This is a genomic window from Salinibacterium sp. SWN248 (genome assembly GCF_015864575.1).
In the GTDB taxonomy this organism is placed as follows: domain Bacteria; phylum Actinomycetota; class Actinomycetes; order Actinomycetales; family Microbacteriaceae; genus Rhodoglobus.
Genome location: NZ_JADYWW010000001.1, coordinates 196,003 through 222,159 on the forward strand (window position 1 = coordinate 196,003; position 26,157 = coordinate 222,159).

Sequence of the window (26,157 nt, forward strand, 5' to 3'; positions counted from 1 at the left end):
TTCTTTACAAGGATTCGCTGCGAATCTGAGACCAGTGGATAGCCCTACACTTAAGTGATGACAGCCTCTGACTCGGCCGCCACACCCCCCTCTCTTCCGCACGGCCTCACCAGCCGCCAGGTGCTTTCGTGGCGCAATGCGATCGCCACCCTTTTCGCGCTCGCTGGCTTCTCTTTTGCCAGCTGGGTTGGCCGCATCCCGACGGTGCGTGACACTTTTGATGCCAGCCATTCGGAGATTGGCATCATGCTCTTCGGGCTCGCGATCGGCTCGCTGCTCGGGCTCGTCGTTGCCGGCAAGCTCGTCGAGCGGTTCGGCGCGAAGATCGTCGTACGGGCGTGCGTCGTGCTGTTTGTCGCTTCGCTCGCCGCCACCGCGATCATTATTGGGGTACTGGGCAGCTTCCTCGGTGCTGTGATTTCTCTCGCTGTCTTTGGGCTGGCTTTCAGCACCTACGACGTTGCGATTAACCTCTCGGGCACCGCGAACGAACGACTACTCGGTCGTTCGAGCATGCCTACCCTGCACGGTTTCTACAGTCTCGGCACGATGGCGGGCGCTGGCTTCGGCGCTGCGGCAGAGGCGCTGAGCGTTCCTCTCGCCACCCACCTCGTGATCGTCTCGGCGATCGTGCTCATCACCGCGCTCATCGTGTCGGCGTTCATCCTGCCCGAACGCCTCGCCGATCCGGCGCCGAACACCGTGGAGATGAAGATCGCCGCGGGTGAGCTGACCGCCCCGAAATTGAAGAGTGTCTGGCTCGAGCCCCGCACCATCCTCATCGGCATCATTGTGCTCGGCATGGCCTTTGCCGAAGGCTCGGCGATCGACTGGCTCGCTCTCGCCATGGTCGACGGTTACGAAATCTCCAACGCCTTCGGCACCCTGATCTTTGGTGTCTTCGTGACCGCCATGACCGCCACCCGCTTCTTTGGCGTTCGCGCCCTCGACCGCTTCGGTCGCGTCCCCGTACTGCGCGCATCCGCCGGTCTCGCTGCTGCCGGCTTGCTGCTCGTGATCTTTTCGCCCGCCGTCTGGCTCGCCGTCATCGGCACCGCGCTCTGGGGTGCAGGTGCCGCACTCGGCTTCCCCGTCGGCATCTCCGCCGCTGCGGATGACCCCAAGCGTGCCACCGCCCGCGTCACCGCCGTGGCGACCATCGCTTACGCCTCCACCCTGATCGGCCCACCCATGATCGGCGTTCTCAGCGACCAAGTCGGCGTGCTGAACGCCCTGCTGCTCATCGTCGTTCTCGCGATCATCTCCGGACTGCTCTCGCCCTACGCCCGCGAACTGGCAGGCCGCCACGCTTTCCCGTACGTCGACTTCTCGTCGCCGGGTACGACATCCATTGCCATCACTATGGCCACCACCGAAATGTACTTCGTCATCACCCCCGAGCAGATCGAAGAAGCTCAGCGCGAGAACGAGCGTCGCGGCTTGGGCAAGTTCAAGCGCAAGCGCCCTGGCAAGTAGCACCGCGCAGCTTCCTCGAAGCTGATCACTCAGGCCTGAGCGAGCCACTCCCTCACGCGGTCGCTGAACCAGTCCGGGCGTTGCAGCGGGATGCCGTGCCCGCAGCCTTCGACGAGCGTGAGTGTGCTGCTGGGCTGGGCTTCGTGAATCGCGGCGGCCGACTCGTGCATCAGCCGACGCTCCTTCGTCCCGGCCATCACGAGTACACGACCGTCGAAGGCAGACCACTCCGCCGGGAGTTCGAATCTCATGTTCTCGCCGACGGCGGCGAGCAAGCTTTCTTTCGTGACACCGGCACTCGTCTCGATGTAGTCCTCGAGTTGGTGAGGAGGAACGAACAATTCGCGAGCTTGTAGCTTGGCGAACCAACGCTGGCGAGCGAGCGGAGCGCTGACCCCCAGGGCGGCGAGGGTGAGCCCCGTGAAGGGCATGGCTTTCGCCTGCGCGCTCACGATCACGGCATTCGTGACGAGTTGAGGGTGGTGCGATGCGAGCAGAATCGAAAGCTGCGCGCCCAGCGAGAACCCGATTACGGTGACCGGGGTCGTGATGAGACTTGCCAGCGCTGCGACCGTCGCGGCGTGCGAAACATAGGGTTCGTCGGCTGAGCGTCCGTGGCCCGGGAGGTCAGGAACAATCACCCGGTAATCGGCCTCGAGCCGCTCTCGCAATGAATCCCACATCCATCCCGCAACACCGCCACCGTGGAGAAGCAGTACGGGCGGGGCATCGGCTGGTCCGGAGGTGGCGACATACATGGTCACCATCCTGTCAGGTGCGCGAACGCGGATGGCCGTCGGCGGCGCGGCCAGATGATGAATCTCGTCCGGAATGATTCACCACCGGCCTTCTCCGAGTACCGTAGGACGGTGCGACTTGTCATAGCCAAATGCTCCGTTGATTACGCCGGGCGTCTCAGTGCCCATCTGCCCCTCGCGACGCGACTGCTGTTACTGAAGGCCGACGGCAGTGTGCTCGTGCACTCCGATGCGCTCTCGTACAAGCCGCTTAACTGGATGAGCCCGCCCTGTGTGCTTTCCACTCTTGAGCCCGGAGCCGAGCAGTCGGATGCCGGAGTCACCGAGATCTGGAAGGTCGCCCACACCAAGTCGGCCGACATGCTCATCGTCTCGATCCACGAAATCCTGCACGATTCGAGCCACGAACTAGGCGTCGACCCCGGACTGCAAAAGGATGGCGTCGAGGCTCACCTGCAGAAGCTGTTGGCCGAGCACATCGACATTCTCGGCGAGGGCTACCGCCTCGTGCGCCGCGAATACATGACCGCCATCGGGCCGGTCGACATTCTGGCGACCGATGAGAAAGGTGCGAGCGTTGCCGTGGAGCTCAAGCGCCGCGGCGACATCGACGGTGTTGAACAGTTGACGCGCTACCTCGAGTTGATGAACCGCGACCCGCTGCTAGCTCCGGTCACCGGCATTTTTGCAGCCCAGGAAATCAAGCCTCAGGCACGCACGCTCGCGAAGGACCGCGGGATCCGCTGTGTGTTGTTGGATTACGACGAGATGCGCGGACTCGACGACCCCAACATGCGATTGTTCTAGTCTTCAGGCGATTGTCTTAGTCTTCAGGCACACGGCCTAGGCTGGTAACAAATGGCTAATAACTGGACTTGCATTCTCGTTGACCTCGATGGCACGATCGCCGACTCGGCGCCCGGAATTACGGCGTCACTCGCGTACATGTTTGAGGAGATGGGCCACCCGGTTCCCTCGGCAGAAGAGCTTCGGGCCTACGTCGGCCCGCCCATTGTGGACTCGTTTCGCGACCGCGCCGGGTTCACCGCCGTTGAAGCGGCGCAGGCCCTCTCGATTTACCGCCGCCACTACATGGAGGGCAACAGCGCCAACGGAAGCGACATCTTCCCAGGCATGCCCGAGGTACTGAAGACGCTGCACGCGACCGGAATTCCGCTGTCGCTGGCAACCTCGAAGCCCGAGTTTCCCGCATCCGTGATTCTCGACCTAGCGAACCTCACGCAGTACTTCCGCGTGATGGCGGGTGCGTCGATCGATGAGATTCGTAGCGCGAAGAAAGACATCGTGTCCGAAGCACTCAACCGCCTCACCATGATCGGGGCAGATATCAGCAACCCCGTCATGATCGGTGACCGCTTCTACGACATCGAGGGCGCTGCCGAGCACAACATCCCCACGATTTATGTCGACTGGGGTTATGGCAACCCCGGCGAATCCGAGGGCTCGCTCGCGGTCGTGTCGAAGGCAGAAGAACTGCTGCCGCTGCTGCTTCCTAGCTAGAAGGCCGCAGCTCGACCGTTTTCGGGAACTCATCGTTGAAGGTTTGCTCGATCACGAGCGGATCCCGGTCGACGCCGTCAGGGATCTCGAGCACGTGCAGCGTGTACTCAATGTTGTTCATGCTCGGCAGCAGCGATGGTGGTTGACGAAACTCAACGTGCATCACGCCGTCGTCAGCCGCATACGCTTTCGTTGGCGTCCACTGCCGACCGCTACTCCCTCCGGTGCGGATGCCGACCTTATCGTCATCAATGAGGCAGGCGACGAGGGCGCCGGTGTCGTCTTCCGCCACAACCGCGGCGTCATCACAGTCGCCTGCATCCTTGAGCGCGATGCTCGGACCGACGCACGCCGTGAGGGCTAGGCCGCATACGACGAGGGCGGCGGCGAGCCCACTGGCCCGCCCGACCGCTCGGTAACGAAAACTGCGTGTTCTGCGCATCACCTGGATCTCCATTTCCCGCTGCGGCACCTCTGCATAATTCAACTAAAGCTCATGCTCCTGCGCGGGGGGGCTTCAGGAACAAAGTTGATCGAACCGAGACCTAACCGGGCCACCACGATTTAATTCCGGATTGGTCCTTGGCTTAGCCAGGCCACAACCTCTAGCGGGCCAGGCTTTCCACAATGCGACCATAAATGCCGGGCAACCGCGCGGCGAACGGCACGATGGCTCGGCGCAGCGGTGAGTTCGCGGCCGCCACGAGCCCGGTGGTGAGCATCCGAAAGTCGCGGGTCACTCGCCGCCATTCGCGTTCGTACCGTTCAGGTTTGCCGGCGACGATGCACTCGATGGCGGCGCGCGCCTCCGCGAGCCCTAAGCGGATTCCCTCCCCCGTGATCGCATCGACGTAGCCAGCGGCGTCGCCCACGAGCAGCACTCGGCCCGCGCGCTGCCCGGTCGTGTTCTGCAAGAGCGGGCCAGCCCCCCGCACGCTCGACGCAGGAGTCGCGCCGCGCAACCGTTCGGCGAGCGCAGGCACACTCGCCAGCGCCTCCTCGAACGACGTTCCGCGCGGGCCCAGCACCGCAACACCCACCTCGGTGTCGCTCACCGGCGTGACATACAACTCCGCGGTCGGCGCCCAATGCACCTCCACGAGATCCGTCCACGGAGCAATCTCAAAGTGCTGCCGGATGCCGAACCGCCGAGAATCACGTCGCCTCACGCGGCGAGGGCGCGCGGCCAGACCAACCAGCTCGCGCACCGTGGAGTGCAGGCCATCGCAGCCGAGCATCCACCGCCCCTCGATGGTGCGGCCGTCGGCGAGGTGCGCGGATACCGCGCCGCCGTTCTCGCCGTCGTCGCCTTGCTCGATCGCCTCAACCTTGCCGTGGTCGAACTCAACGCCGAGCTCGAGCGCACGCTCGGTGAGCGCACGGTGCAGTTCGGTGCGGCGAACGCCGAGCGCGGCATCTGAGGCGAAGCGATGTTCGGCGGTGCGGGTGCCGTCTTGGTAACTGATGCCCGCGATCTTGCGCCCGTGTGGGTGCACCCCGAGAGCGGCGAGTTCGGCGACGGCGCCGGGCATGACTCCTTCGCCGCAGGCTTTGTCGATGGTGCCGGTGCGCGGTTCGACCACGAGGGCGGTCAGGCCGCGCAGCCGCGCGTTGATGGCAGCGGCGAGACCGATGGGCCCGCCACCGACGACGATGACGTCGATGACCGGCGAAACGCTCGGTTCGGCCGCCGCATCATCGGCCGTACCTGCAGCGACCGCATCGTCACCCGCCCCACTCATGGCGTCAGTTCGCGCAGTGCCCGGTTTTCGGTCGGGATGCGGAACGCTAACAGCAGCACCGCGTTCAGCACGGTGAAGACGATCGCGGTGACCCACGCGGTGTGCACGAGCGGCAACGCGATGCCCTCGATCGCCACGACAAGGTAGTTGGGATGCGGCAACCACGTCAGCTTGTACGGCCCGCGGTTCTGCACACGGCCGGCTCCGGGCACCACGATTACGCGCGTGTTCCACTGAGCGCCGAGCGAGTTGATAATCCAGTAGCGTGCCGCTTGGCAGAGCAGGGTGATGACGAGCATCGGGATTCCGAGCCACAGCAGGAACGGGCGATCGGCCACGATCACTTCGACAACGCAGGCGATCAGCAGGCCCGTATGCAGGGCCACCATCCACGGAAAATGCTTCTGCCCATACTCGCGACCGCCGCGCTCGAACGCTGCCGCAGCGTTGCGCTGGGAGATGCGCAGCTCATAGAGGCGTTCCATGCCGGTGCCGAGCACAAGCGCGATGTAGGCAATGACGGTCATGCGCGCGGCTCCTTCATGCTCAGCGCTCGGTCGTTGAGGCGGCCACGAAACCCAGCAGCGGCGCCCATCACGACCACTCCAAGAGAACGAATTCGGCGCTGACGCCAGGCCCGAGAGCGAAGGCGAGAGCGTGACTACCGGGGGCTGGCGCGGGATCGGCGTGCAGAGCATCCGCCAGCACATGCAGCACCGCTGCCGACGACAGGTTGCCGACGCGGGCAAGGCAATCCCAGCTCGACTGCAGGTCGCTGCGCTGAAGCCCGAGCGAACTCTCGAACGCTTCGAGCACGCGCGGGCCACCCGGATGCGCGATCCAGGTATCGATATCGGCAATCGTCAGGCCGTTGCGGCCCAGAAACTCGCTGACCTCGCCCGGGAAGCTGTTCTGAATCACGTCGGCCACGCCGGCGCTCAGCACGATCTCGAAGCCAGTGCCGCCCACGTTCCAGCCGATCACATCGTTGCTGTCGGCTACGAACGTGCTGCGGGTGTCGATGACGCGCGGGCCCGGCTCGCTGCGGTTCTCCCCCACCATCACGACCGCTGCAGCACCGTCGCCAAAGAGGCCGGTAGCGACGAAGTTGGCCATGGTCTGGTCGTCGCGTTGCAGGGTGAGCGAGCACAGCTCGACGCTCAGAACGACGCCCACGTCATCCGGATGCCCGACCAGATAGTCATGCACCCGAGCTAAGCCCGCGGCCCCCGCCACGCACCCCAACCCGAACGACGGAACCCGCTTCACGTCGGGTCGCAGCCCCAGCCGCGGAATCAGCAGGGCGTCGATCGAGGGTGCCGAGATGCCGGTGACAGAGGTGAAGAACACAAAGTCGACATCGCTCGGGGCGAGCCCGGCATCCGCGAGTGCTGTTCTCAGCGCCCGATCAAGCAGGTCGGTAGCGACGCGAATGAACTCGTCGTTGCTCTCCCGAAAGCTGCCGAGATCGCGGTAACGCTCGAGCGGGAGGGCAGTATGCCGACGCTGGATGCCGCTGGCTCCGTGCATCCGCTCGATGACAGCCTGATGCGAGGGTGTGGCAGACAGGAGCGGGCCAAGCTCGGCTGTGATTTCGGCCTGCGTGTAGCTGCGCTCGGGCACCACCGGGGCGACTGCCGTAACTCTGCTCATTCAGAGACTCCGCTCATTTAGTGAATTTATCACGCACCGGCGTCGCGCCCGAGGCCGTCGCCGTGACCGTGACCGTCGTCGTGGCCAGTGCCAGCCTCTGGTGTTCGGGCCCACTGCCCGGAGTTGCCAGGGACGCCCAGCTGCCCTCGCCGTTTCTGTGCAGCAGAGCGTGGGTTCGAAGCGCCGGACGGTGGAGCGTAGCCCGCTGTCATCGCTAACGCCCTCTCACGGTTGGGGCCATCGATCGCACGCCTCGACGACTCTGCTGCTTCCGGCGAAATTCCGTAGCTGACGGCGACCTGAGTCCAGTCCGTGGTGCGTGCGGCGACATCGCGCACAATGGCCGAGGCGTCGTCGCGGCTGAGCCGGAACGCGTCGTGGGCGTCGCGCAGTTGCCGGATGTCGCGCCCGTACCGTTCGCCGCCCTCGACGATCGGCGTCGCTTCGACGTGGTCGGGGCGACGGTTGGGTTCGAGATCGAAAACCGGTGACAAGCTCCAGCCATTGTGGTCGCGAAGGAATCCGTGGTTCCGAAAATGATCATCAACGTTGCTGATGATGAGATTGAGCGCAATCCGACGAAACAGCTCAGCCTGATCGTCGCTCGGCGCCGGACTGTATTGCGCGAGAGTGTCAGCGAGGTCGCTATAGGACAGCGTGTGGTTGTCACTTTTTGTGGTCAGCGAATGCGCGCTGATGTACCCGATGCGGCGATCAGAGTCTCGGTCAAAACGGCGACTGAGGAGAATCGATTGCGACTCCGAAAGGCGCACGAGATCGAATTCTGGGGTGTGGATGCCGGCAGCTTTCGCTAAGGCAAGCGCCGTGGCTTCCCAGGCCATGGGGTCGTAGAACTCTGTCTCGCGGGCGAACTTCGCCATCCACAGTTCGCCACCCTTGGTGACGGTCGCTTTAGGGCGAGCACCTCCCGCGCTGGTACCCGCGTCGGCAAGAATCTGAAGTTCGGCATCCGTCTCCTCGCCCGCCTCGAAAGCGCGCGCGGCGGCGACGATCCTCGTGAGGTCGTGCACCTCAGCGACCGGATGATTGTGGGCGCCTAGGTACGTGCCCTGCGCATCACGCAACCGAAGCGCGCCCTGTCGGGTCGCGTCATTGACGTGAGTGAGAAAGTCGAGCGTGGTGCGGGCAGGGGTGCCGGCGCGAATGATTCGCTTGCCCCACGCATCCGGCATCGAGTCACCTAGTGCGCCCAGCGTTTCGCGGCCAGACCACGTGCGAATCGGTCCGCTCGTGCGCGGCATGTCCGGGGAAAGGTCATAGCCCCGAGGATCGGTGACGTAACTATCGGTGTAGCGAAAAACGAGCGACGTCGCGGCAGAACTGCTTGCCCCTTCGCTGGCGACAGTTCCCGCCTGAACTTCGGCGCCATCAGGAAGAACAACACTAACGTCGGCGGAGGCGAGTGGCTCACGCATTACTCTCCCTCGGTTCGAAGGGTCGGTCGTGGGCTACGCACTCGTTCCACGCTCGCGCGTGCAAGGTTACGGGAACCAAAATCGCTCGCGATGGGGTCGGACGCATCGACCACTGCAGCAAGAATTCCGACCACCCGCATGACGGCGAGCAAGTTCTCGGATGACGTAGAGCGCCCCGTTTCGATCGCGCGAAGAGTGTCGCGGGAAACTCCAGCACGCTCCGCCGTGATGAGGGTCGTGAGCCCTGAAATCTTGCGCCATGCCCTGATGTTGCGGCCGAGACGCTCCATCTCTCGCGCAAGATTCGCGCTCTGTGACGCCATCTCGTCTCCTCAGTTAGTGCCGTAATTATTAGCCACAATATCAGATTATGGCTACTTTTTACGGCATTATGAGTGGGCTGTGAACCTGGTCACGACGGTAAGCACGCCATGCGCGCCAGGCCCCGGTAGACCACAAAGCCCAGGCGATGAGCACGGGCTGGAACGGCATCCGAATCCAGCGCTTCAGGTCAGTGTCGAGACCGAGGGAATCGACGTGGTTGACGAGCTGGGAGATGTTGCCGGGGTAGATCGCGATGAAAAACGCGGCGGCAATCCAGCCCACGGCCGGGCGGTACTTCTTGGAAAGAATCAGGGCGCTACCGAGCGCGATCTCGACAACACCGGATGCCACGACCACGAAGTCTTGATCGAACGGTTGCCAATTCGGCACCTGAGCCTGGAAGTCGTCGCGCGCAAAGGTGAGATGGCCGATGCCAGCGAAAACGAGGGAGGCGCCGAGTGCGATACGGCCGATCCGGCGGCCAATGCGACTGGCGCGCGAAGGTTCGTCGGGCGCGGTTGAATCTCTGGCAGACGCGACTTCGATCTGCTCGCTTGACGGAGTGTTCCCGGTCGAGTCACTGGCGGCTGGTGTCTTATGCATTCCACCATTCTGGTGGGGCGGGCTTAGGGTCTGCCGAGTGACAAGCTGCAGCGCGAGTGGCCAGCAGCGGCAGCGGCAGCAGCCACGGCCACGGCCAACCAACGTTAACGAGCCACGGCCCCCACCGGGTGTGGTGAGGGCCGTGGCCGTCGCGCTGTTCGGAGCGCGGCTAGCCGTTACGGAATGAGTACCGCACGGCCGGTAATGCGGCCGGCTTCGAGGTCGTCGAAGGCCTTCTGGAAGTCGGCCATCGGGTATTTCGTTACCTCAACGCCAAGCTTGCCCTGCTGAGCAAGCGCGATCACCTGGAGTTGATCGGCGCGGGTTCCGCCATACGAGAGCTGAACGTCGGTTCCCCACGGGAGGACCGGGGCGGCACCTACGGCGTAATCGAACTGTGCACCGCCGAGGCCTACAAAGCGGAGCATCCCGCCGGGAGCGATCACGGCAACCGCGAGATCTACGGTGGGCTGAATGCCAACAAAATCGAAGACGGCATCCGCACCGTACTGGTTAGTTTCATCGAGGATGCGCTGAGCTGCAGCGCCGTCGCTCTTGAGCACAAGGTCAGCACCGAGTTCACGCGCGAGCTCGAGCTTGGAGTCATCGCTGTCGAGGGCGATGATGCGGGCACCGGTGGTGGCCTTCAGAATCTGGAGTCCGAGGTGTCCGAGGCCACCGACACCGATTACTACGGCGGTCGAGCCAGGAGTGAGGCGCGAACGCGCACTGTTGATGGCGTGCATGGGGGTGACACCGGCATCCGCGAGGGGCGCTGCCTGAACGGGGTCGAGGTCACCGATCTTGTCGAGGTGGCGGGCCTTCACGACCAGGTACTCGGCCATGGCGCCGTCTGGGCCGAGGCCCGGGGTGGTGGGGAATTGCATGCGGCTGCCGTTGACTTCACACTCGTTGTCGCGACCTTCGATGCAGGCGCGGCAGTGGCCACACGCCCAGATTAGGCTCACAAGAACGGCGTCACCTTTGCTGTAGCCCTCGAGTGCTGAACCAACTTTTTCCACCCAGCCGGCGCCTTCGTGACCGACTGTTCCGCCGAAGAAGGGCCATTCTTCGCCCATGTGAAGGACGTGGAGGTCGGAGTGGCACAGCCCAGCGCCCGCAATCTTGACCAAAATTTCATCGGGACCGATCTCCGGCACGGGAACATCCTGAAGTTCCATCGTGTGGGGGCTTACGAGCTTCACTGCTTGCATGGGCTAAATCCTCTCTAGGGTGAGGCTGAGGTTTGCAGCCTCCCCTCTAGCCTATACGTCCTATCTGACAGGTGTCAGATAGTGGTCTATTCCGCTACAGTTCGGTTATGGATGCTCGCACTCGCCGCTCCCGCGACGCTCTCGTTGCGGCGGCCTACGCCCTCGCCGAGCAGCGCGACATCGCCACCATTTCGGTCACCGACATCACGAACGCGTCCGGCATCAGCCGCGACACTTTCTACCGCCATGCCTGCGACCCCGTTGATCTCATCGCCACTGCCCTGCACGCCGAGTTGGCTGACGCCATCGAACAATTCGGTGATCTGCTCGACCCCGCGGAGACGGCTGCGTTCTCCCACGCCACTGAGCCTGCCCCGGACGCTAGAGCGAACCAGAACGCATCGACCACGACCTTGTCGACGACGAACCATGTTTTCGCCGGCCCCACTCGCGTCTTCCTCAACCACGTGCGCACCCACGCCACGCTCTATCGGATGGCGGCCAGCGGCCGCCTGAGCGGCCGCCTGCGTTCGGTGCTCATCGAGCCTGCGCGCGAGATTCTCGCGGATCATCTGCGGCGGCATCCAGAAATCGTGCCTGCCACACTCGCCCCGCTTTCCGAAACGACGTTTGCCATGGCTGTCGCCTACGCCGCCGGCGGAACGGTCGCCGCGGCCGAAGCGTGGCTCCTCACGGGCGACCTCGATGACCTTGACGGCGCCGTGCATGCGGTGCTCGCCGCGAGCCCGCAATGGTGGGGCGACCGGCGCTAGCTGAGGGCCGATACGAGCCGAATAGCTTCCGAGCAACGCACGGGCGGTCGCTATTTCTTCTTACCGTTCTCGATGACGCGTGGCGGACCCTCGGGGTTAGGGGCTCCACCTTCATTCACCCAGTCGTCGATTTCGTCAGCATCTTCTCTAGGGATCGGTCGTGAAAGCCCGAACATCGACCGAACCTTGTCTGTGAACTTACCCATGCCCGGCAGTGTAGCCATCGGAACGTAAAACTGCCGGTGAGAAAAGGTTTCAGCGTGAAGTCGTCTTCCTCTGTTAAACGGCCCGGCCTTTCGAGCCTGAAGCGCGCCTCGGCCCGAACACCACAAACAGCACCGCGACGATGACCGCCCACGCGGGGTAGGTCAGCCAGACCCACTCGGCCCCGGGCTCACCCGAGCCGGCGAGCGCGTAGATCACTCCCGCCGAGCTGCTTCCCACGACGCCACCGATCGCGTTGGCGAGACCCTGCACGCCGAAGTAGCTCGCGACGGAGCCTTCGGGGGCGAAGCGCGAAACGGTGGCATTGAGCACGGGCTGCGCGAGCATTTGGCCGACAATGAACACGGCAACGCCCACGAGCATTCCGGGCAGATTCGTCGAGAGCCCCATGATGCCGACGCCGACGCCCAGACACGTCGTCGCGCCGGCGAGGGTCACGCGGTCAGGCAGAAAACGGTTAGCGGCACCCGTGAGCGGCAGCATCGTGAGCACCATCACGATCGCAGCGCCCGAGTAGATGAAGCCGAGATCAGACGGGCCCGACGTGAACTCGGCGGCCCGAAACGGGATCACGAGATAGAACTGAGCGATGAGCACCGCGGTTCCCGCCACGAGCGCGCAGTACCGCACGAACGCAAGGTCGGCGAAGGCAACTCGCAAGCGCGGCGGGGTGCGCGCCTTGTCGTCCTCCCCCGGTCCGGGCAAGCCGAACGCGCTAATGATGAACGCGATCACGAACATCCCCGCCGCCGACAGGCTCACGAAAGCAAAGTCAGCACCCGCTAAGAAACCGCCGATGATGGGGCCCACGATGAAGCCAACATTGCTGACCACCTCGCGCGTCGAATACACGCGGATGCGGTCGCTGCCGGTCGTGAGGGCGGCATACGCCGAATAGCTGGCGGGGTGAAACAGCGCACCGCCGAGCCCTGTGAGGATCGACGCCACCACTAGCAACGGCACGGAATCCACGGTGCCCAGCATGGCGAATCCCGAAGCCCGAACGAGCACCCCGATCAGGATGGCACGGCGAAAGTTGATGCGGTCAGCAACCCACCCGGCGATCGGCATCATGCCGTTTTGGGCGGCGGTGCGCACGGCCGTTAGCGCCGCGACAACCGCGATCGTGAGGGTCAGATCTTGCAGAAAGTGGTACGCCAGCAACGGCACGAGCATGTAAAAGCCGACGGCCATCGTGAAGGTATCGCCATAGAGAACCTTCAGCGCAAACGAGATCGGCGGGCGCTTCGCCACCGCCCTAATCCTGTTCGTCGTTGACGGGAGGTTTCGGGCCCCAGGCCCGCACCCCGACATACACCGGCACCGCGATCGCAGCGAAGGGCGCAATCGTCGGCAGCAGAATCGACACCACGAGAGTCACCGCAACCGTGAACGACACGAAGAGCGCGCGACGCGGATGCTGCAGCATCAACACGAATCCCTCCCGAACCCAGGTTCGAGCATCCGCTTCCGGGCTGAGGGTCGCGGCGGCGGTCGTGGCTACGAACAGTCCGCACACACCGGCAGCCACCGGGATGACGGCGGCGCTGAGCATCAGCGCAATCGAGCCACCGCCCTGAGCCAGTTGGTACGCCAAGAACACGCCATCGCCGACCATGATCGCGAGCACCACGGTCGCGATGATGCCGAGGCCGAGCGTGCGACGCCACGTATCGCGAAACTCCCGAAAAGTGTTCGTGAAGACCTTGTCATCGTTATCGACTATCCACCGCGCGAACGCTCGAGCGAGAGCGATCGCAGCGGGAAGCACCGTGATGATGCCGAGCGTGAGAATCAGCACCGCAAGCGAACCCAGAAAGATGTTGCCCGGGTAGGTGAGCGCGGTCAGCATGCTGCGCTCCCACCGCGGCGTGCGGCGCTTGGTTCTCTTCGGCTGGCTCATCGTCGCGCGTTCGTGTTTCCTTGGAATCCTTCGCCCACGACGGCTGCTGCGCCCAGCGTGGGAGCGTCGCCATCGAAGCCCAACGATACGGTTTCGGTCACTCCGTCGCGCTCGATCTCCACACGAACTCCGCCGGCAGCGACGTCGTAACGGATGCTCGCCGGGGCAGTGTCATCCCAGCGACGCGACTCGAGCACCGTCACGAAGCGTGCACTCGTCGTCGGCTCACTCACGCGCTTGAGCGTGTGCTGCTTCTTGCTGATCGCCAAGCTCGGAGTGGATGACGTGGGGTTGGCGTGCACGAAGGTCTCGACGATCTCACTGGTGGCATTGTCATCGAGCGCAGCGATCGGCATGACACCGTGACCGGCATCCGCTCGCCACCGCTTATCGGCGAGCGCCACCGGAGCGTTGTCGGTTTGCAGCAGCCACGTCCAGGTGCGGGGCTGGTCGGCGGCGAGGTCGTCGGCGATCACGAGGGTTCCCCCGGGCGTCATGACGAGGTGGCGGCGAACGCGCGTGACGCCCAGGTCGCGGTCGTACATCGCGGAAGACTCGCTCACCGCATGCGTCCAGCCGTCCTTGATCGTGGTCGTCAAAATCTCGGCCGTGAACTCCTCGGCCAGCTCTTCGAACACGTGATACCGGTCTTCGTTCACGAAACCGTTGCCGTCAATGAGGATCGAGTTGTGGTGTTCAGTGAGTTTGCGCGACGAATAGCCTTCGTCAATCGCCAAGTACGAGCCGTTCCCGAGGAACACGAACGAGCCCGAGTCAGGGTGGTGGTGTCCCGCGTTCAGCGTGACCCAGCCGTTCTCCTTGCGCTGGCGGTGCGACTGATCCCACGCTTTGTGGCCGCCACCAGGCGATGCTTTGAACGAGACGAGGCTCGCCTGCTCATCCCACGAGCTGCGCCCAACCACGAGTCCGAGGTCTTCGAAGTACTTGCTCGGCGGGAGAGTTTCCGGGCCGGCCGGCTCAACCGTGGGGTCGAACCACAGCAGCTCTTGGTACGCCTCGGGGCGAACGCCGGGCCGCACTCCACTCTCGTAGGCTTCGCGCCAATAGAACTCGGTCGACACCTTGTTGGCCAACCACTGTGCCTGCGGGATGCGGTACTCGGCAGCGAGCTTGTAATACAGGGCGACCGGGTGCCCGCTTCGGCGGTCGTGGCAGTCACCGTGATCGACGATCCGCTCCATGTCCGGAGCTGCTTGGTAGAGGCGGTACCAGAACGTTTCCTTTAGATAGGTGCCGCGATTGAACCAGTCGAGGCCCTCTTGGTCGCGCAGCACGTCGAGGTAACTCGCGATCCACGGCACTCCGTAGCGCCAGTAGACGACGCCCTCGTTGTTGGAGCCGTCATCAGGAAGCGAGTCGAGAACCTTGCCGAAGTTATCTTTCGCGCGCTCCGTCCAGGCTTTGGCTTCGGGGTACTTCTCTTGCAGGGCGTAGCCCGCGGTGGCGAGGCCGGCGTAGCAAATCCAGTTGTGGTTCTGCCAGTACGACGACGACCACCATCCGCCCTCTTTCTCCACGGCGAACTCGTACATGCGCTGGCCCTGCAACAGCAGTTTGTCTTCGAGCGCCTGCTTCTCTTCGGGACGCAGCGCATCGCCAGCCCACGAGTACGCGAGCGAGAGCCCGTGCAGAATCCAGCCGGCATCGAGGTCGTGGTCGGGCAGATTCGCCTTGCCCCAGTGCGGGAACGACAGCGGCGGCGCCAACCAGCGACGCAACTCTTCGAGGTACGCCTCTTGACCGGTGAGGCGGTACGCGAGCGCAAGGTTCGCAGAACCCGGCCCGAAATAGGTGATGGATGCCAGCGGGTGTTCCTGCGGAAGTTCCATACCCTTCGCGCGCTCACACTCCTCCAAGAGTCGACGGAATTGCGCGCTCAACGGGCCATCCAGCGCGCTCCGCAGCTCAGCTTCGCGGCTACCAATCAGCATGGGGGTGGTCACAGTGCTACCTCTATTCGGGAAGTGTCGTGGTCAGCGGTGGCGATCTCAATCACCACAGCGGTATCGGAAATATGGGTCTCAATGGAGTCGATGGTGGCGTCGGGATCGAAGCTGTAGACGCTCACGAAAGTCGCGGTCGGGGCCGTGGTCACCCAGTCGCCGATTCCTTGGAGCCGGCTTGGGTCGTCGGAGGGCCCGCGACCGGCGTGGAGGTCGAGCGTGGTTTCGCCGGCGGCCCAGTGCCAACCGTTCAAGGCCGGCAGAGTCTGCTCGCCAGTTGTGGCGTGCGCGCCCACGGGCGAAGCAGCTGCTCCCGCACCAGCACCCCAAGTCGAACGCCACGAGTTGCCGATAACTCTGACGCTGAAATCAACGGCAGGGCGAAGACCAAGCGCAATCGTGTGTGGTTCGCCGTCGTCGCACGTGACGTGAACGACATCCACGAGCACTCCGTCGGCGAGTTGCACCGTGCGGCTCAGGCGCACGCCCTCGATCGCGGTCGTGGTGACGGCCGTGACGCGCGAGGTCGCAGCATCCCACGCGGTGATCTCGGCGGTTGCTTCGACCTGATCGGCGCCATCAACGCTCACCGTCGGATGCGCGATCGTGCGCGCGTAATACGAATGACGAAGCGCATGCCCATAAGGCGGAACCGCCGGGGCCGGCTGCCAGCGAACGCCATCGCCATAGAGATAGAGCGCGAGCTTGTCGAAGTGACCGTGAGCTCCGCCGTGGGGTCCAGCATCGAGGATGCCGACCATGCGATTGCGTGAATCACGCAACACGACATACCCGGCATCCTCGAATGCTCGCGAACCGACCACCACCGGTGCGCGGTCAAGCGGTGCGCCCACAAACCAGCCATCGAGCATCCACTCGAGACCATCGTGGTCAGCACCAAGTCTTTCGACGACCCACGACTGCACAGTCGTCAGGCCGGTGTCACTGAAGAACTGAGCACCCAGCGAACAGATCTCCAACACCTCGCGGTGCATCGCGACCCGGTCGTAGGGGCCGTCGTGCAGCGCGGGCAAGAATCCATCGGGGGCCGCGATCGACACCAGTACATCGATCATGCGGCGCACAGTATCGGCAACCTCAGTCGCAACCTGCTGCGGGTCGAGCCCACGCAGGCCCAGAAGATAGGCCCGCAAAACGAACACGTGATAGTAGGTGGATGCCTCCCACTCCCAGCCGTCAGAACGCACGGCGAGCTGCAAGTGATCCACGATCGCGGTCTCGAAGTGTGCGGCAACAGGCTCGCCACCCAACGACTCGCGGGCTAACGCGATAAGCCGAGCGGCGGCATTCAACCACGCGGTGTAGTTGCTGCGCTGGTCGTTGCGGTCTTCGACGAGGATGCGGCGCGACTCGGCCAGCGTGTCAGCAAGCCCTTCGAGGGTGCGGTTGAGAGTTGCCGACTCGTGAAGTTCAGGGATTGGTCCGAGCGTGATGATCGCATCCGCGAAGCCGACGGCCCACTGCGCCTCAGAGAGTGCTTGGGCAAAGAGCTTGCCGCGCAGCATCCACGATTCACTGCGTTCGCTCCAGCCGCCGGCCGAAATCTGGTCGTACAGTGCGGCGTAATCGAGCACGAGCTCGACAGCACGCTCACGATCGGCGACGTCACCGTGCAGCGCGTACTGTCGCGCAGCAACCCGGGCGGCCCGAGCAAGGGCTTGATGTTCAAGCGCGAGCCAGGCGGCCTCGACCTTGTCACCCGTGAGGCGACAGCCGTAGCTGCACAGAAACTCGTTACCCTCGCGGGCGCCCAACTCGATGCCGTGGGTGGGGCAGACATAGTCATGCCACCACCCGCCCGGCTGCTGCGGAACTGAACTCATCGGAAGTTGAGGCCTCCGTTGATGTCGACAACTTGGCCCGTGACATACGACGAGAGGTCGGACGCCAAGAACAGAGCAACGTCAGCAACGTCACCGGCGGTGCCGGCGCGACCGAGCGGGATGCCCGCCACGATGTTCTTCTGGGCTTCGCCCGGAGTGAAGGTCTCGTGGAAGGCGGTCTCGCCGATGAAGCCAGGAGCAACAGCGTTGACGGTGATTTTCTTGCCGGCGATCTCCTTGGCGAGAGCACGCGTGAAACCGACAACGGCAGCCTTCGAGGTTGCGTAGACAACCGATCCAGCACCACCACCGTTTTCGGCAGCGAGAGATGCCATCGTGATGATGCGGCCGTGCTCCGACTCGGCGAGCGCGGGGAGGGCCTGGCGAGTCGTGAAGAAGGTGCTCGCAATGTTCACATCCATGACCTCGTTCCAGCGCTCATCCGTGGTCTCGGTGATCGTGGCGCGGCCCACCAAGTGACCGGCGTTGTTGACGAGGATGTCGAGGCCGCCAAGGAACTCGACTGCGGCATCCACGAGCTTCGTCGCCTGCGCTGAATCGGTGAGGTCAGCCTGCACCGCGAGTGCGCGATGCCCGCCCGCTTCGATCTCTTCCTTGACGGCGGTGGCTCCCGCTTCACTGTTCGCGTAGTGCACCACTACGTCAGCTCCCGCCGCCGCCAGTGCTTTCGCGATGGCCGCGCCGATTCCTGCTCCTGCGCCTGTTACGAGTGCGCGTCGTCCGGTGAGGTCAATGCTCATGTCTAATTACCGTGCCTATCTATTGATTGGGTGTTGATTAGTCGAAGGTTCGTGCGGTGCCGCCAGTCGTTCAGGGTGGCTACCGTGCTATTCCGCTACTTGATGCCAGCGTTGGTGAAGCCTTGAATGAAGTACTTCTGGGCGAAGATGAACAGCACCACCATGGGCACCGTCGCCATCGTTGTTCCGGCCATCAGGTACTGCCATTGCGTGTTGTCGAGCTGCTGGAACACGGCGAGCCCCACCTGAATCACGCGCAGATCGCTGCTGGTCGTCACGAGCAAGGGCCACAGGAAGTTATTCCAGCTCTCTTGGAACGTCAGCAGCCCGACAGTCGCGATCGCTGGCTTGATGAGCGGCGTATAGATCTGCGCGAAGATACGAAACTCGCCAAGCCCATCGATGCGCGCTGCCTCTTCGAGGTCCTTCGGCAGCGACAAATAGAACTGACGGAACAAGAAGATGGCCGATGCGCTCAGCCCACCGGGAATGATGAGCGCCCACCAGGTGTCGAGCCAACCGCTACCGCCCTGGCCGAGGATGTCGTTGCCGCCGAACAGGGGCATGAACTTCACGAGCAGGAACTGCGGAACGATCTTCGTGTAGGTGGGGATCATCAGCATCGCGATAAAGGCGAGGAAGATCGCCTCCCGCCCCTTGAAGTAAATACGCGCCAGCGCATACCCCGCCATGGAGCCCAACACGACAGTGATGAGGGTGTGAGTGGTGGCGATCACAAAGCTGTTGCGAAAGTACAGGCCGAACGGCGCAGCATCCAGAGTCGCCGCGTAGTTGCTGAACATCCACTCTTGCGGAAAGAACGTGGGCGGGAACTGTGCCAGTTCGGCCGGCGACTTGAGGCTCGTGAGCACCATCCACAGGAACGGCACCAGCATCGTGATCGAGCCGAGGATGAGCGCCACATTGATGAGCGCCGCTTGACGGCCCTTCGCGTGGTGGAACCACCGCTTGCGCGGAACAACCGTGACCTGCTCGCTGATCGCGAGGGCTTTGATAGTAGGGAGAGTCATCACTAGTCCTCTTCTTTGGTGACGCGACGGCTAATGAGAGTGACAAAGAGGAGGAAGGCAAAGAGCACGACCGACTGAGCGGATGCCATTCCCATCCGGAATTCTTGGAACGCCGAGCGATAGACCTCGTAGGTCATCATCGTCGTGACGTTCGCGGGGCCACCGTCGGTGAGCACGTAGATCTGGTCGAACACTTGGAAGGCACCGATGATCGAGATGATGAAGACGAAGAATGTGGCCGGCTTGAGCATCGGAACGGTGATGCTGAAAAACTTGCGAATAGAGGATGCGCCGTCGAGCGATGCTGCCTCGTAGAGCGATTCGTCAATGTTCTGCAGTGCCGCGATGTAGATGAGCATCTTGATTCCGATGCCCTGCCACGCGCCGACCAAGATCACCGAGGGCAGCGCCCACTGCGGGTCGACGAGCCAGGCTTGACCAGGAATGCCGATCGTTTCCAGCATGGCGTTGAGCAGACCGTACTGCGGGTTGAAGATCCACAGCCACACCATCGCGATGGCGACGGTGGCGGTGACCTGAGGAAGGAAGAAGGCGGTGCGGTAAAACTTCTGCAGCTTCAGGCCCTGGTTCAGCAGCACGGCCACCACGACAGCGACGGCCATTGATACGGGCACTGTCCAGAACGTGTACCAAATGGTGTTGCCGATGGACTGCATGAAGACGGCGTCGTTGAACATTTCGACGTAGTTGTCGAACCAGATCCACTTCGGCGCTTCGAAGATGCCGTAGTCAGTGAACGAAAGATAGAAGGTCGCGATAACAGGGATCAGTGTCCACAGTCCTACGTGGATCACCGATGGCGTGATCATCAGCCAGCCAGCACGGCGACGCTTCTTCTCCGCGGTACTGATCCGCTTGCGTTTCTTCGGTGCGGTGGATGGGGAACCCTGCTTCGCTGCCGCTTCCGCGCTGCGAATGGGGTGTCGCTCTGTAGTGGTCATCACGCCCTCGTGTGGTTGAAGTCTGGGGAGGTAGTGCCCGGGCGGGTTGGTCGCCCGGGCACTCAGGGGAGGAACTAGCGGTCTATTGCTGTCTGAACGAGAGCAGCGAGATCGTCAAGTGCTTCCTGGGGAGTTTTCTGTCCGAGCAGAGCGCCCTGAACTGCGGGGGCGAAATCGCCACGCACCTCAAGCCACTGTGACGGGCCGCCCTCGCGCTGGGCGACATCCAAGTTCTCCATGGCGAACTGCACGAAACGGTTCGACTGCACGTAGTCAGAGTCGAGCAGTTCGGTCAGAGCCGGCACGTTGCCGCGCTGTTCGTTGGCCGCGAGTGCTGCGTCAGGGCTCGAGAGGAACTCGAGGAGTGCGCGAGCTGCTTCCGGGTTCTTCGAGTTGTTGGCAACAGTCGCCAAGGTTCCGCCGAAGAACATGCCGGATGCTTCGCCCTGAATCACAAAGGGCTCAAGGTTGTCGAGCACGGTTTCATCCGCTTCGAGCGCTTGCGTCCACAAGTTGTTGTGAGCGATGCCCATTGCGGCCCGACCATTGATGAGCGGGTTCACGATGTCATCCGTCGACGTGAAGCCGATGTCTTCAACTTCGTACTTGTTCACGAGGTCAGCCATGAGGCCAAGAGCCGCAACACCTTCATCACTGTTGAAGGCGGGTGCCGTTGCGTCGTCATTGAAGAGTTCGCCGCCGGCCGAGAAAAGAATCGTTTCGAAGGCTTGGCGGGCATCCAGCGACATCATGTCGAAGCCTGCACGCTCAAGCGAACCGTTGGATGAGCGCACGGTGGTCGCTTCGGCGATCTCGATGAGCTCTTCCCATGAGGAGGGCGGGCTGTCGTAACCAGCTTCTTTGAGGATGTCCATGCGAGCGACTCCGAAGCGAGTGTCGAGCATGATCGGCACGGCGTAGACATTGCCATCCCACATGCCGGCTTCGACGATCTCGTCGGTGTAACTCTCCTTGAGGGTGTCTTCGCTCAAGCCGAGTTCGCCGAGGTCGGCAAGTACTCCCTTGTCGGCGAAGGCTTCGATCCAGCCGACGCCCATGAGCATCACGTCGGGCACGAGGCCCGAAACGACAGCCGTCGTGAGCTTCTCGTTGAGGTTGCCATAGGTCGTGTAGTCCACGTTGACCGTGACATTGGGGTACTCCTCGTAGAACTGCGGAAGCAGCTCGTCTTCGAGAAGGTCTTGCCCGGGGCTTCCTTCAAAGATGGGGGTGAGCAGGCTGATCTCGCCCGAAACCTCGTCGGGGTTGAGATCAGTGTCTGCTTCTCCTGCTGAACAGGCGGCGAGACCGAGACCCAACAGGGCCACCATCGCGACCGATGCTGTGCGGCGCATTCGTGACTTCACTTCCATGTGCATGTCCTCTCAAGCTGAGATTGAGCGACGGCTCCAGTGCCTTCGTTCCGCGACGTCGTCGTCGGCTCATTCGATTCCTGGCCGATTTCCTAGGGGGGTGGGTGAAATCGGTGTAACGATGCACTGACCATAGACGAGTCTGTCTCGTTACGTCAATAGGTTTTATTTGAATAGGTTCTACGCCGGCGCGAGTGGTTCAGAGGCCGTTTGCCGAAAACCAATAAATCGTTACACTGAAACAGCGATCATCAGGATCGCCATCAACCAAAGGAGGTCACGTGGCTCGAGTAACCATCCAGCATGTGGCGCAGGCCGCTGGCGTTTCCCCCAGCACCGTCTCCAACTTCCTCAACGACCGTCAGGGTCGAATGGTCGCTGCGACACGAACACGCATTGAGACGGCGATCTCAGAACTCGGCTACCGGCCCAACCGTGCGGCCCGCCAGTTGCGCAATGGCAAAACTCAAACCGTTGGCCTCGTCGTGCCGTCTGTCGGCAACCCATTCTGGGGAGCATTCGCTCACGAGGTTGAGGTGGCAGCGCTGGCTTTGGGATGCAGCGTTCTGCTCTGCAACAGCGAGCGCGATCCCGAACGCGAGCGCCGCTATGTCGAAGAGCTGTGGGAAGACGGCGTGCGCAGCATCATCCTCTGCACCTCATTGCCGTCGCTCGATCACGTCAGCAATGTGATCGCCGAGGGCCTCCGTCTTGTCACTTTTGATCGACCAGCTCAACCAAATGATCCCGAATCGGTGGTGAGCATCAGCATCGACAACAACGTGGGCGGCCAGGTCGCCACCGCGCATCTCCTCGAGCTTGGCCACACCAGCATCGCCTTCGTGTCTGGCTCGATTCGCTCGGTCAACCGTTCAGCGCGCTACCGCGGGTATTGCGATGCCATCGAAGCTGCTGGGCTCTCGGTCGCTGACATGCCGCAATGGACAGGGATGGATGCCGCACACTTTGGCGACGTCGAAGCTGCCGAAGTGGGGCGGGCTGCCGCACGCGACCTCTTCGCTGACCCGAAGAATGCCCCCACTGCGGTGGTAGCGATCAATGACATGACGGCACTGGGATTCTGCCGCGGCCTGCGCGATTTGGGGCTCAAGGTCGGGCGCGATGTTTCTGTGATCGGCTTTGACGACATCATCCTCGCCGACCTTTATGACCCGCCGCTCACGAGCGTTCGCCAACCCATCACGCGGATGGCGCAGCTTGCCGTTTCGGAGGCTGTCGAGCGCGGCTCGAACGAGTCGACCGACCCGGGCAGCTCGGTTCTCTTGCGCCCAGAGCTTGTGGTGCGAGAGTCTACGGAGCATGTCCCCGCAACCCCACGACCGTAAGCGCCCCGCTCTTCTCCGCCACTGGAATGCGACCGCGATCACTTTCGCGGTGCTCTCCATCATCGGTCTGGTCGGCACGTGGATCTTCAACGCGCTGGCAATCGTGCAGATGCGCGACTACCTCGGCGACTGGTTCGGCAGCGGCCCGGCCGTCAACTCGCTCGGCGTTGACCTTCTCATCGTGGCCGTTGCGGGCAGCATCCTGATCATCATCGAAGCGCGCCGACTCGGGATGAAGCGGGCCTGGCTCTACATCGTGCTCTCGGGCATCACGGCCTTCGCGTTCACCTTCCCGCTGTTCCTCGCGATGCGCGAGCGCAAGCTCGTGGAGCTCGGCCGTCGCTAGCCCCGGGCACAGAAAAAGGGGAGCAGCCGCTACACGGCCGCTCCCCCAGTCACGCAACTACGCCCGACGAATGAGCTTGCGGTTCACGAATTCGGCCATGCCGTATTCGCCAAGCTCTCGGCCCATTCCTGATGACTTCACTCCACCGAAGGGGAGGTCGGCCTGGGTTTGCGACGGGGCGTTGATTGCGACCATGCCGACTTCGAGCTGCTCGGCAACAGCCTGAGCTCGCACGTCATCAGTAGTGAAAATCACACTTCCGAGTCCATACGGCGAATCGTTGGCGAGGCGGATAGCCGCATCCTGATCCGCAACCCGGTACACGGCAGCGACCGGTCCGAATATTTCTTCGCTGTAGGCGCGGGTGCCTGGTCGAATATCCGCGATGACGGTCGGCTGCACATAGGCACCGGGGCGATCGATGCGACCACCGCCAGTGAGGAGCGTTGCGCCGTTAGCGACCGCATCCTCTACCTGACCAACAACCTGAGCAGCAGCGGCCTCGGATGACAGGGGGCCGAAGGCGACGCCTCCCTCTCTAGGCTCACCCACCTTCAGCGCCTGAACCTGAGCCACGAAACCCTCAACGAAACGGTCGTAGATCGCATCGAGCACAATGATGCGCTTCGAGGCGTTGCAGGCTTGACCGGCGTTGCCCATCCGGCCTGCAACCGCACCGGCGATAGCTGCATCGAGGTCAGCATCGTCAAGAACAATGAACGGGTCCGATCCGCCGAGCTCAAGAACGAGCTTCTTCATCTCGCGGCCCGCGATCGCGCCGACGGCACGCCCAGCACGCTCAGAACCGGTCAACGAGACACCCTGAATAACGGGGCTCCCGATGATCGTCTCGACCTGCTCGTTGGTGGCGAAAACGTTGACGTACACGCCTTCCGGCAATCCGGCATCCGCAAAGATCTCGGCAATAGCTTCGGCCGATTCTGGGCAGCTCGGGGCGTGCTTGAGCAGCATCGTGTTGCCCAATGCGAGGTTCGGCGCCGCAAAACGGGCGACCTGGTAGTACGGGTAGTTCCACGGCATGATGCCCAGAAGGGCGCCAATGGGTTCGCTGCGAACATAAGCCGAACCGGATGCCACATCGATGGGCTTGTCAGCCGCGAACGCCTCCGCGTTGTCGGCGTAGAAAGCATAAATGCTCACGCACAGGTCAACTTCGCCAAGAGCTTCCGCGGTGGTCTTGCCCATCTCGCGGATGATTATCTCAGCAAGCCGTTCGCGATCGGAAGCGTAGCGATCAGCAACCTTCCGCAGCATTGCCGCACGCTCCGCGATAGGAACGAGACGCCACTGGCGATAGGCCTCGCCTGCTGAAGCGACAGCCGTTGCTACCTGTGCGTCGGTCGCGGTCTCGTAGCGTTTGACAACGAGACCGGTAGCGGGGTCTGTAACGGCGTAGTCGATCACGAAAGTTCCTTGTCAGTTGAATCGGATGTTGCTGGAGCGAGCTCGCCCGCCACCAGACGGCGAGTCACCGCAGCGATAACAGCGAGACCGGCCACGAGGTCTTCGTCGGTGGTGTACTCGCCTTCAGCGTGAGAGATTCCTTCGACCGAGGGAACGAAGAGCATGACGGTGGGAACAATATCTTTCATGTTGGTCGAGTCATGACCAGCAACAGTCATGATGTCCATGTGCGAAAGGCCCAGTGCTTCCGCCGAGGAGCGACTGACGTCGACGCCCTCGGACTGGTAAGGGTTGATGCCCCACGAGTGCGACAAATCGATGTCGACCGAGACCTTGGCATCCGCTTCGATCTCGGCGATGGTGCTGGCCAGAATCTCGTCGGCTTCCTTGAGAACTGCTTCATCACCCGACCGCAAGTCAAGAAGAAGGGTTACTTTCGACGCCACAACGACGGGTGAGTTCGGGTACACGTCGAGTTGACCGATGGCCGTGTGGAGGCGTCCGGGAAAACGGTCAGCGAGGCGGCGGGCGGCAACAACGAGAAGTGAAGCTCCCAACAGCGCGTCGTGGCGGTCTTCCATGACGGTCGCGCCCGAGTGGGCTTGCTCGCCGTTGACAACGATGCGGTACTTGCTTGCCGCCCACGTCGCCGTGACGAGACCGATCGTGACCTTGGCGTTCTCGAGCAGGCGACCCTGCTCAATGTGAATCTCCGCGCAGCCGACAGCCAGCGGACCATCGCCGGAACCGACAAACTCGGTCTCGGCGAGTGCTTGCTCGACGGTGACTCCGAGGTGGTCGGTGACCGCGAGCGCCGTCTCCAACGCCATCTTGCCGGTGTAGACCGAACTGCCCATCATCGAGGGGGCGAAGCGCGAGCCCTCTTCGTTGAACCAGTTGACGACGGCCAAGTTGTACACGGGAGTGAACGAACCCTGCTCCCAAGCCTGCTTGAGGCGGAAGGCGGAGTGTGCTGCTGCGAGCACTCCGTAGGCACCGTCGTACTTGCCCGCGGTCGGCTGGGAATCCATATGGGATCCGACAATGATGTACGGCGCACCAGGAACCAGCTCGAGCAGACCGAACTGGTTAGCGATGCGGTCGTACTCAACGGTGAAGCCGTGAGATTCAAGCAACCCAGCGAACCACCGGCGCTGCTCATTGTCGGCAGCGCTGGCGGCCTGGCGGTCAACGCCACCGGCTCCGGTGGCTCCAAACAGGCTCATCGTGGCAAAATCGGCCAAGAATGCGGCGTCGGTGGTGATGTCGTTAGCGTCCACGGGGACGGGTCCCTTCTTCGTTTGTGGCAAGAGCGCTCAAGGCGAATGCCCTCTTTGTGCTTTCCTGCTGCTCCACTAAAGTCGGCGAGCGATCTCGGGAGAACTGTTCACCCCGCCAGGATCCCTCTGACCATTTGCACACCTCGATAACGAGGCGTGCGCGGTCAGGGTTTGCCGACGATAGAACCGGTGAATCA

Annotated in this window: 26 protein-coding genes; 6 read left to right on the top strand and 20 right to left on the bottom strand. The window is 62.9% G+C overall.

Annotation, left to right across the window (positions count from 1 at the left end):
* Positions 1 to 57: 57 nt before the first annotated feature.
* Positions 58 to 1,476 carry an MFS transporter gene (locus tag I6E73_RS00870; RefSeq protein ID WP_197122373.1) on the top strand — a complete coding sequence of 473 codons (1,419 nt, stop codon included), beginning with the start codon at positions 58 to 60 and terminating at the stop codon, positions 1,474 to 1,476.
* A 29-nt stretch (positions 1,477 to 1,505) separates the two neighbouring features.
* On the opposite strand, the gene I6E73_RS00875 is transcribed toward I6E73_RS00870, so the two are convergent.
* A complete protein-coding gene (locus I6E73_RS00875; protein WP_197122375.1) occupies positions 1,506 to 2,234 on the bottom strand; it encodes an alpha/beta fold hydrolase in 729 nt (242 codons plus the stop codon).
* Between the two features lie 111 nt (positions 2,235 to 2,345).
* Between I6E73_RS00875 and nucS the strand changes: the two genes are divergently transcribed.
* Both nucS and I6E73_RS00885 read left to right on the top strand, forming a co-directional pair.
* Positions 2,346 to 3,041, top strand: coding sequence for an endonuclease NucS (nucS, locus tag I6E73_RS00880; RefSeq protein WP_197122377.1), 696 nt, complete (start codon positions 2,346 to 2,348; stop codon positions 3,039 to 3,041).
* 51 nt (positions 3,042 to 3,092) lie between these two features.
* The gene (locus I6E73_RS00885; RefSeq protein ID WP_197122379.1) at positions 3,093 to 3,755 is read left to right on the top strand and encodes an HAD hydrolase-like protein; all 663 of its coding nucleotides are present in this window, start codon (positions 3,093 to 3,095) and stop codon (positions 3,753 to 3,755) included.
* On the opposite strand, the gene I6E73_RS00890 is transcribed toward I6E73_RS00885, so the two are convergent.
* The 8 genes from I6E73_RS00890 to I6E73_RS00925 all read right to left on the bottom strand — a co-directional run bounded on the left by I6E73_RS00890 (position 3,748) and on the right by I6E73_RS00925 (position 10,727).
* Positions 3,748 to 4,200, bottom strand: coding sequence for a hypothetical protein (locus I6E73_RS00890; RefSeq protein ID WP_197122381.1), 453 nt, complete (start codon positions 4,198 to 4,200; stop codon positions 3,748 to 3,750). The two genes, I6E73_RS00885 and I6E73_RS00890, sit on opposite strands and share 8 nt — an antisense overlap.
* Before the next feature lie 160 nt (positions 4,201 to 4,360).
* Positions 4,361 to 5,497, bottom strand: coding sequence for an NAD(P)/FAD-dependent oxidoreductase (locus I6E73_RS00895; RefSeq protein ID WP_231600494.1), 1,137 nt, complete (start codon positions 5,495 to 5,497; stop codon positions 4,361 to 4,363).
* Entirely contained in the window at positions 5,494 to 6,024 is a 531-nt protein-coding gene (locus I6E73_RS00900; RefSeq protein WP_197122383.1) for an isoprenylcysteine carboxyl methyltransferase family protein, read from the bottom strand. The genes I6E73_RS00895 and I6E73_RS00900 overlap by 4 nt, the downstream gene beginning before the upstream one ends.
* 67 nt (positions 6,025 to 6,091) lie before the next feature.
* A complete protein-coding gene (locus I6E73_RS00905) occupies positions 6,092 to 7,150 on the bottom strand; it encodes a type III polyketide synthase (RefSeq protein ID WP_197122385.1) in 1,059 nt (352 codons plus the stop codon).
* A 29-nt stretch (positions 7,151 to 7,179) separates the two neighbouring features.
* Positions 7,180 to 8,586 (bottom strand): type II toxin-antitoxin system HipA family toxin, encoded by a 1,407-nt coding sequence (locus I6E73_RS00910; RefSeq protein WP_197122387.1) that lies wholly within the window; start codon positions 8,584 to 8,586, stop codon positions 7,180 to 7,182.
* A complete protein-coding gene (locus I6E73_RS00915) occupies positions 8,586 to 8,909 on the bottom strand; it encodes a helix-turn-helix domain-containing protein (protein ID WP_197122389.1) in 324 nt (107 codons plus the stop codon). The genes I6E73_RS00910 and I6E73_RS00915 overlap by 1 nt, the downstream gene beginning before the upstream one ends.
* A gap of 58 nt (positions 8,910 to 8,967) precedes the next feature.
* Entirely contained in the window at positions 8,968 to 9,513 is a 546-nt protein-coding gene (locus I6E73_RS00920; RefSeq protein ID WP_197122391.1) for a DoxX family membrane protein, read from the bottom strand.
* A 176-nt stretch (positions 9,514 to 9,689) separates the two neighbouring features.
* Positions 9,690 to 10,727, bottom strand: coding sequence for an NAD(P)-dependent alcohol dehydrogenase (locus tag I6E73_RS00925; protein ID WP_197122393.1), 1,038 nt, complete (start codon positions 10,725 to 10,727; stop codon positions 9,690 to 9,692).
* A 107-nt stretch (positions 10,728 to 10,834) separates the two neighbouring features.
* Between I6E73_RS00925 and I6E73_RS00930 the strand changes: the two genes are divergently transcribed.
* Entirely contained in the window at positions 10,835 to 11,500 is a 666-nt protein-coding gene (locus I6E73_RS00930) for a hypothetical protein (RefSeq protein ID WP_197122395.1), read from the top strand.
* A 50-nt stretch (positions 11,501 to 11,550) separates the two neighbouring features.
* Here I6E73_RS00930 and I6E73_RS00935 read toward each other — a convergent pair whose 3' ends face one another.
* From I6E73_RS00935 to I6E73_RS00975, 9 genes are all read right to left on the bottom strand, one after another.
* A complete protein-coding gene (locus I6E73_RS00935; protein WP_197122397.1) occupies positions 11,551 to 11,706 on the bottom strand; it encodes a hypothetical protein in 156 nt (51 codons plus the stop codon).
* A 73-nt stretch (positions 11,707 to 11,779) separates the two neighbouring features.
* Positions 11,780 to 12,979, bottom strand: a complete 1,200-nt coding sequence (locus I6E73_RS00940; RefSeq protein WP_197122399.1) for an MFS transporter — start codon at positions 12,977 to 12,979, stop codon at positions 11,780 to 11,782.
* Positions 12,980 to 12,983: 4 nt separating this feature from the next.
* A complete protein-coding gene (locus I6E73_RS00945; RefSeq protein WP_197122401.1) occupies positions 12,984 to 13,628 on the bottom strand; it encodes a DUF624 domain-containing protein in 645 nt (214 codons plus the stop codon).
* On the bottom strand, positions 13,625 to 15,592 hold the full coding sequence (locus I6E73_RS00950) for a DUF4962 domain-containing protein (protein ID WP_307784190.1): 1,968 nt from the start codon (positions 15,590 to 15,592) through the stop codon (positions 13,625 to 13,627). The genes I6E73_RS00945 and I6E73_RS00950 overlap by 4 nt, the downstream gene beginning before the upstream one ends.
* Positions 15,589 to 17,436 carry a heparinase II/III family protein gene (locus tag I6E73_RS00955; protein WP_197122404.1) on the bottom strand — a complete coding sequence of 616 codons (1,848 nt, stop codon included), beginning with the start codon at positions 17,434 to 17,436 and terminating at the stop codon, positions 15,589 to 15,591. The genes I6E73_RS00950 and I6E73_RS00955 overlap by 4 nt, the downstream gene beginning before the upstream one ends.
* Entirely contained in the window at positions 17,433 to 18,197 is a 765-nt protein-coding gene (locus I6E73_RS00960; RefSeq protein ID WP_197106917.1) for an SDR family NAD(P)-dependent oxidoreductase, read from the bottom strand. The genes I6E73_RS00955 and I6E73_RS00960 overlap by 4 nt, the downstream gene beginning before the upstream one ends.
* 95 nt (positions 18,198 to 18,292) lie before the next feature.
* Complete coding sequence (locus I6E73_RS00965; RefSeq protein ID WP_231599614.1) at positions 18,293 to 19,228, bottom strand: carbohydrate ABC transporter permease; 936 nt, start codon at positions 19,226 to 19,228, stop codon at positions 18,293 to 18,295.
* 2 nt (positions 19,229 to 19,230) lie between these two features.
* Complete coding sequence (locus tag I6E73_RS00970) at positions 19,231 to 20,190, bottom strand: carbohydrate ABC transporter permease (protein ID WP_197122406.1); 960 nt, start codon at positions 20,188 to 20,190, stop codon at positions 19,231 to 19,233.
* Between the two features lie 74 nt (positions 20,191 to 20,264).
* The gene (locus I6E73_RS00975) at positions 20,265 to 21,563 is read right to left on the bottom strand and encodes an ABC transporter substrate-binding protein (RefSeq protein ID WP_197122408.1); all 1,299 of its coding nucleotides are present in this window, start codon (positions 21,561 to 21,563) and stop codon (positions 20,265 to 20,267) included.
* Between the two features lie 281 nt (positions 21,564 to 21,844).
* Between I6E73_RS00975 and I6E73_RS00980 the strand changes: the two genes are divergently transcribed.
* A complete protein-coding gene (locus I6E73_RS00980; protein ID WP_197122410.1) occupies positions 21,845 to 22,909 on the top strand; it encodes a LacI family DNA-binding transcriptional regulator in 1,065 nt (354 codons plus the stop codon).
* Positions 22,884 to 23,255, top strand: a complete 372-nt coding sequence (locus tag I6E73_RS00985; RefSeq protein ID WP_231600495.1) for a DUF2834 domain-containing protein — start codon at positions 22,884 to 22,886, stop codon at positions 23,253 to 23,255. Before I6E73_RS00980 ends, I6E73_RS00985 begins: the two co-directional genes overlap by 26 nt.
* 57 nt (positions 23,256 to 23,312) lie before the next feature.
* Here the strand turns inward: I6E73_RS00985 and I6E73_RS00990 are convergent, their stop codons facing one another.
* Together I6E73_RS00990 and I6E73_RS00995 are read right to left on the bottom strand one after the other, a co-directional pair.
* Positions 23,313 to 24,680, bottom strand: a complete 1,368-nt coding sequence (locus tag I6E73_RS00990; protein WP_197122412.1) for an NAD-dependent succinate-semialdehyde dehydrogenase — start codon at positions 24,678 to 24,680, stop codon at positions 23,313 to 23,315.
* Positions 24,677 to 25,960 (bottom strand): M20 family metallo-hydrolase, encoded by a 1,284-nt coding sequence (locus tag I6E73_RS00995; RefSeq protein WP_307784191.1) that lies wholly within the window; start codon positions 25,958 to 25,960, stop codon positions 24,677 to 24,679. The genes I6E73_RS00990 and I6E73_RS00995 overlap by 4 nt, the downstream gene beginning before the upstream one ends.
* Positions 25,961 to 26,157 lie beyond the last annotated feature (197 nt).

Bases quoted from the DNA above. Each gene is read 5' to 3' on its own strand.
- I6E73_RS00965 (WP_231599614.1), bottom strand. From the start codon at position 19,228: ATGACTCTCCCTACTATCAAAGCCCTCGCGATCAGCGAGCAGGTCACG.
- I6E73_RS00925 (WP_197122393.1), bottom strand. From the start codon at position 10,727: ATGCAAGCAGTGAAGCTCGTAAGCCCCCACACGATGGAACTTCAGGAT.
- I6E73_RS00895 (WP_231600494.1), bottom strand. From the start codon at position 5,497: ATGAGTGGGGCGGGTGACGATGCGGTCGCTGCAGGTACGGCCGATGAT.
- I6E73_RS00930 (WP_197122395.1), top strand. From the start codon at position 10,835: ATGGATGCTCGCACTCGCCGCTCCCGCGACGCTCTCGTTGCGGCGGCC.
- I6E73_RS00905 (WP_197122385.1), bottom strand. From the start codon at position 7,150: ATGAGCAGAGTTACGGCAGTCGCCCCGGTGGTGCCCGAGCGCAGCTAC.
- I6E73_RS00870 (WP_197122373.1), top strand. From the start codon at position 58: ATGACAGCCTCTGACTCGGCCGCCACACCCCCCTCTCTTCCGCACGGC.
- I6E73_RS00920 (WP_197122391.1), bottom strand. From the start codon at position 9,513: ATGCATAAGACACCAGCCGCCAGTGACTCGACCGGGAACACTCCGTCA.
- I6E73_RS00955 (WP_197122404.1), bottom strand. From the start codon at position 17,436: ATGAGTTCAGTTCCGCAGCAGCCGGGCGGGTGGTGGCATGACTATGTC.
- I6E73_RS00935 (WP_197122397.1), bottom strand. From the start codon at position 11,706: ATGGGTAAGTTCACAGACAAGGTTCGGTCGATGTTCGGGCTTTCACGA.
- I6E73_RS00945 (WP_197122401.1), bottom strand. From the start codon at position 13,628: ATGAGCCAGCCGAAGAGAACCAAGCGCCGCACGCCGCGGTGGGAGCGC.
- I6E73_RS00970 (WP_197122406.1), bottom strand. From the start codon at position 20,190: ATGACCACTACAGAGCGACACCCCATTCGCAGCGCGGAAGCGGCAGCG.
- I6E73_RS00915 (WP_197122389.1), bottom strand. From the start codon at position 8,909: ATGGCGTCACAGAGCGCGAATCTTGCGCGAGAGATGGAGCGTCTCGGC.
- I6E73_RS00975 (WP_197122408.1), bottom strand. From the start codon at position 21,563: ATGGAAGTGAAGTCACGAATGCGCCGCACAGCATCGGTCGCGATGGTG.
- I6E73_RS00885 (WP_197122379.1), top strand. From the start codon at position 3,093: ATGGCTAATAACTGGACTTGCATTCTCGTTGACCTCGATGGCACGATC.
- I6E73_RS00960 (WP_197106917.1), bottom strand. From the start codon at position 18,197: ATGAGCATTGACCTCACCGGACGACGCGCACTCGTAACAGGCGCAGGA.
- I6E73_RS00985 (WP_231600495.1), top strand. From the start codon at position 22,884: ATGTCCCCGCAACCCCACGACCGTAAGCGCCCCGCTCTTCTCCGCCAC.
- I6E73_RS00910 (WP_197122387.1), bottom strand. From the start codon at position 8,586: ATGCGTGAGCCACTCGCCTCCGCCGACGTTAGTGTTGTTCTTCCTGAT.
- I6E73_RS00900 (WP_197122383.1), bottom strand. From the start codon at position 6,024: ATGACCGTCATTGCCTACATCGCGCTTGTGCTCGGCACCGGCATGGAA.
- I6E73_RS00875 (WP_197122375.1), bottom strand. From the start codon at position 2,234: ATGTATGTCGCCACCTCCGGACCAGCCGATGCCCCGCCCGTACTGCTT.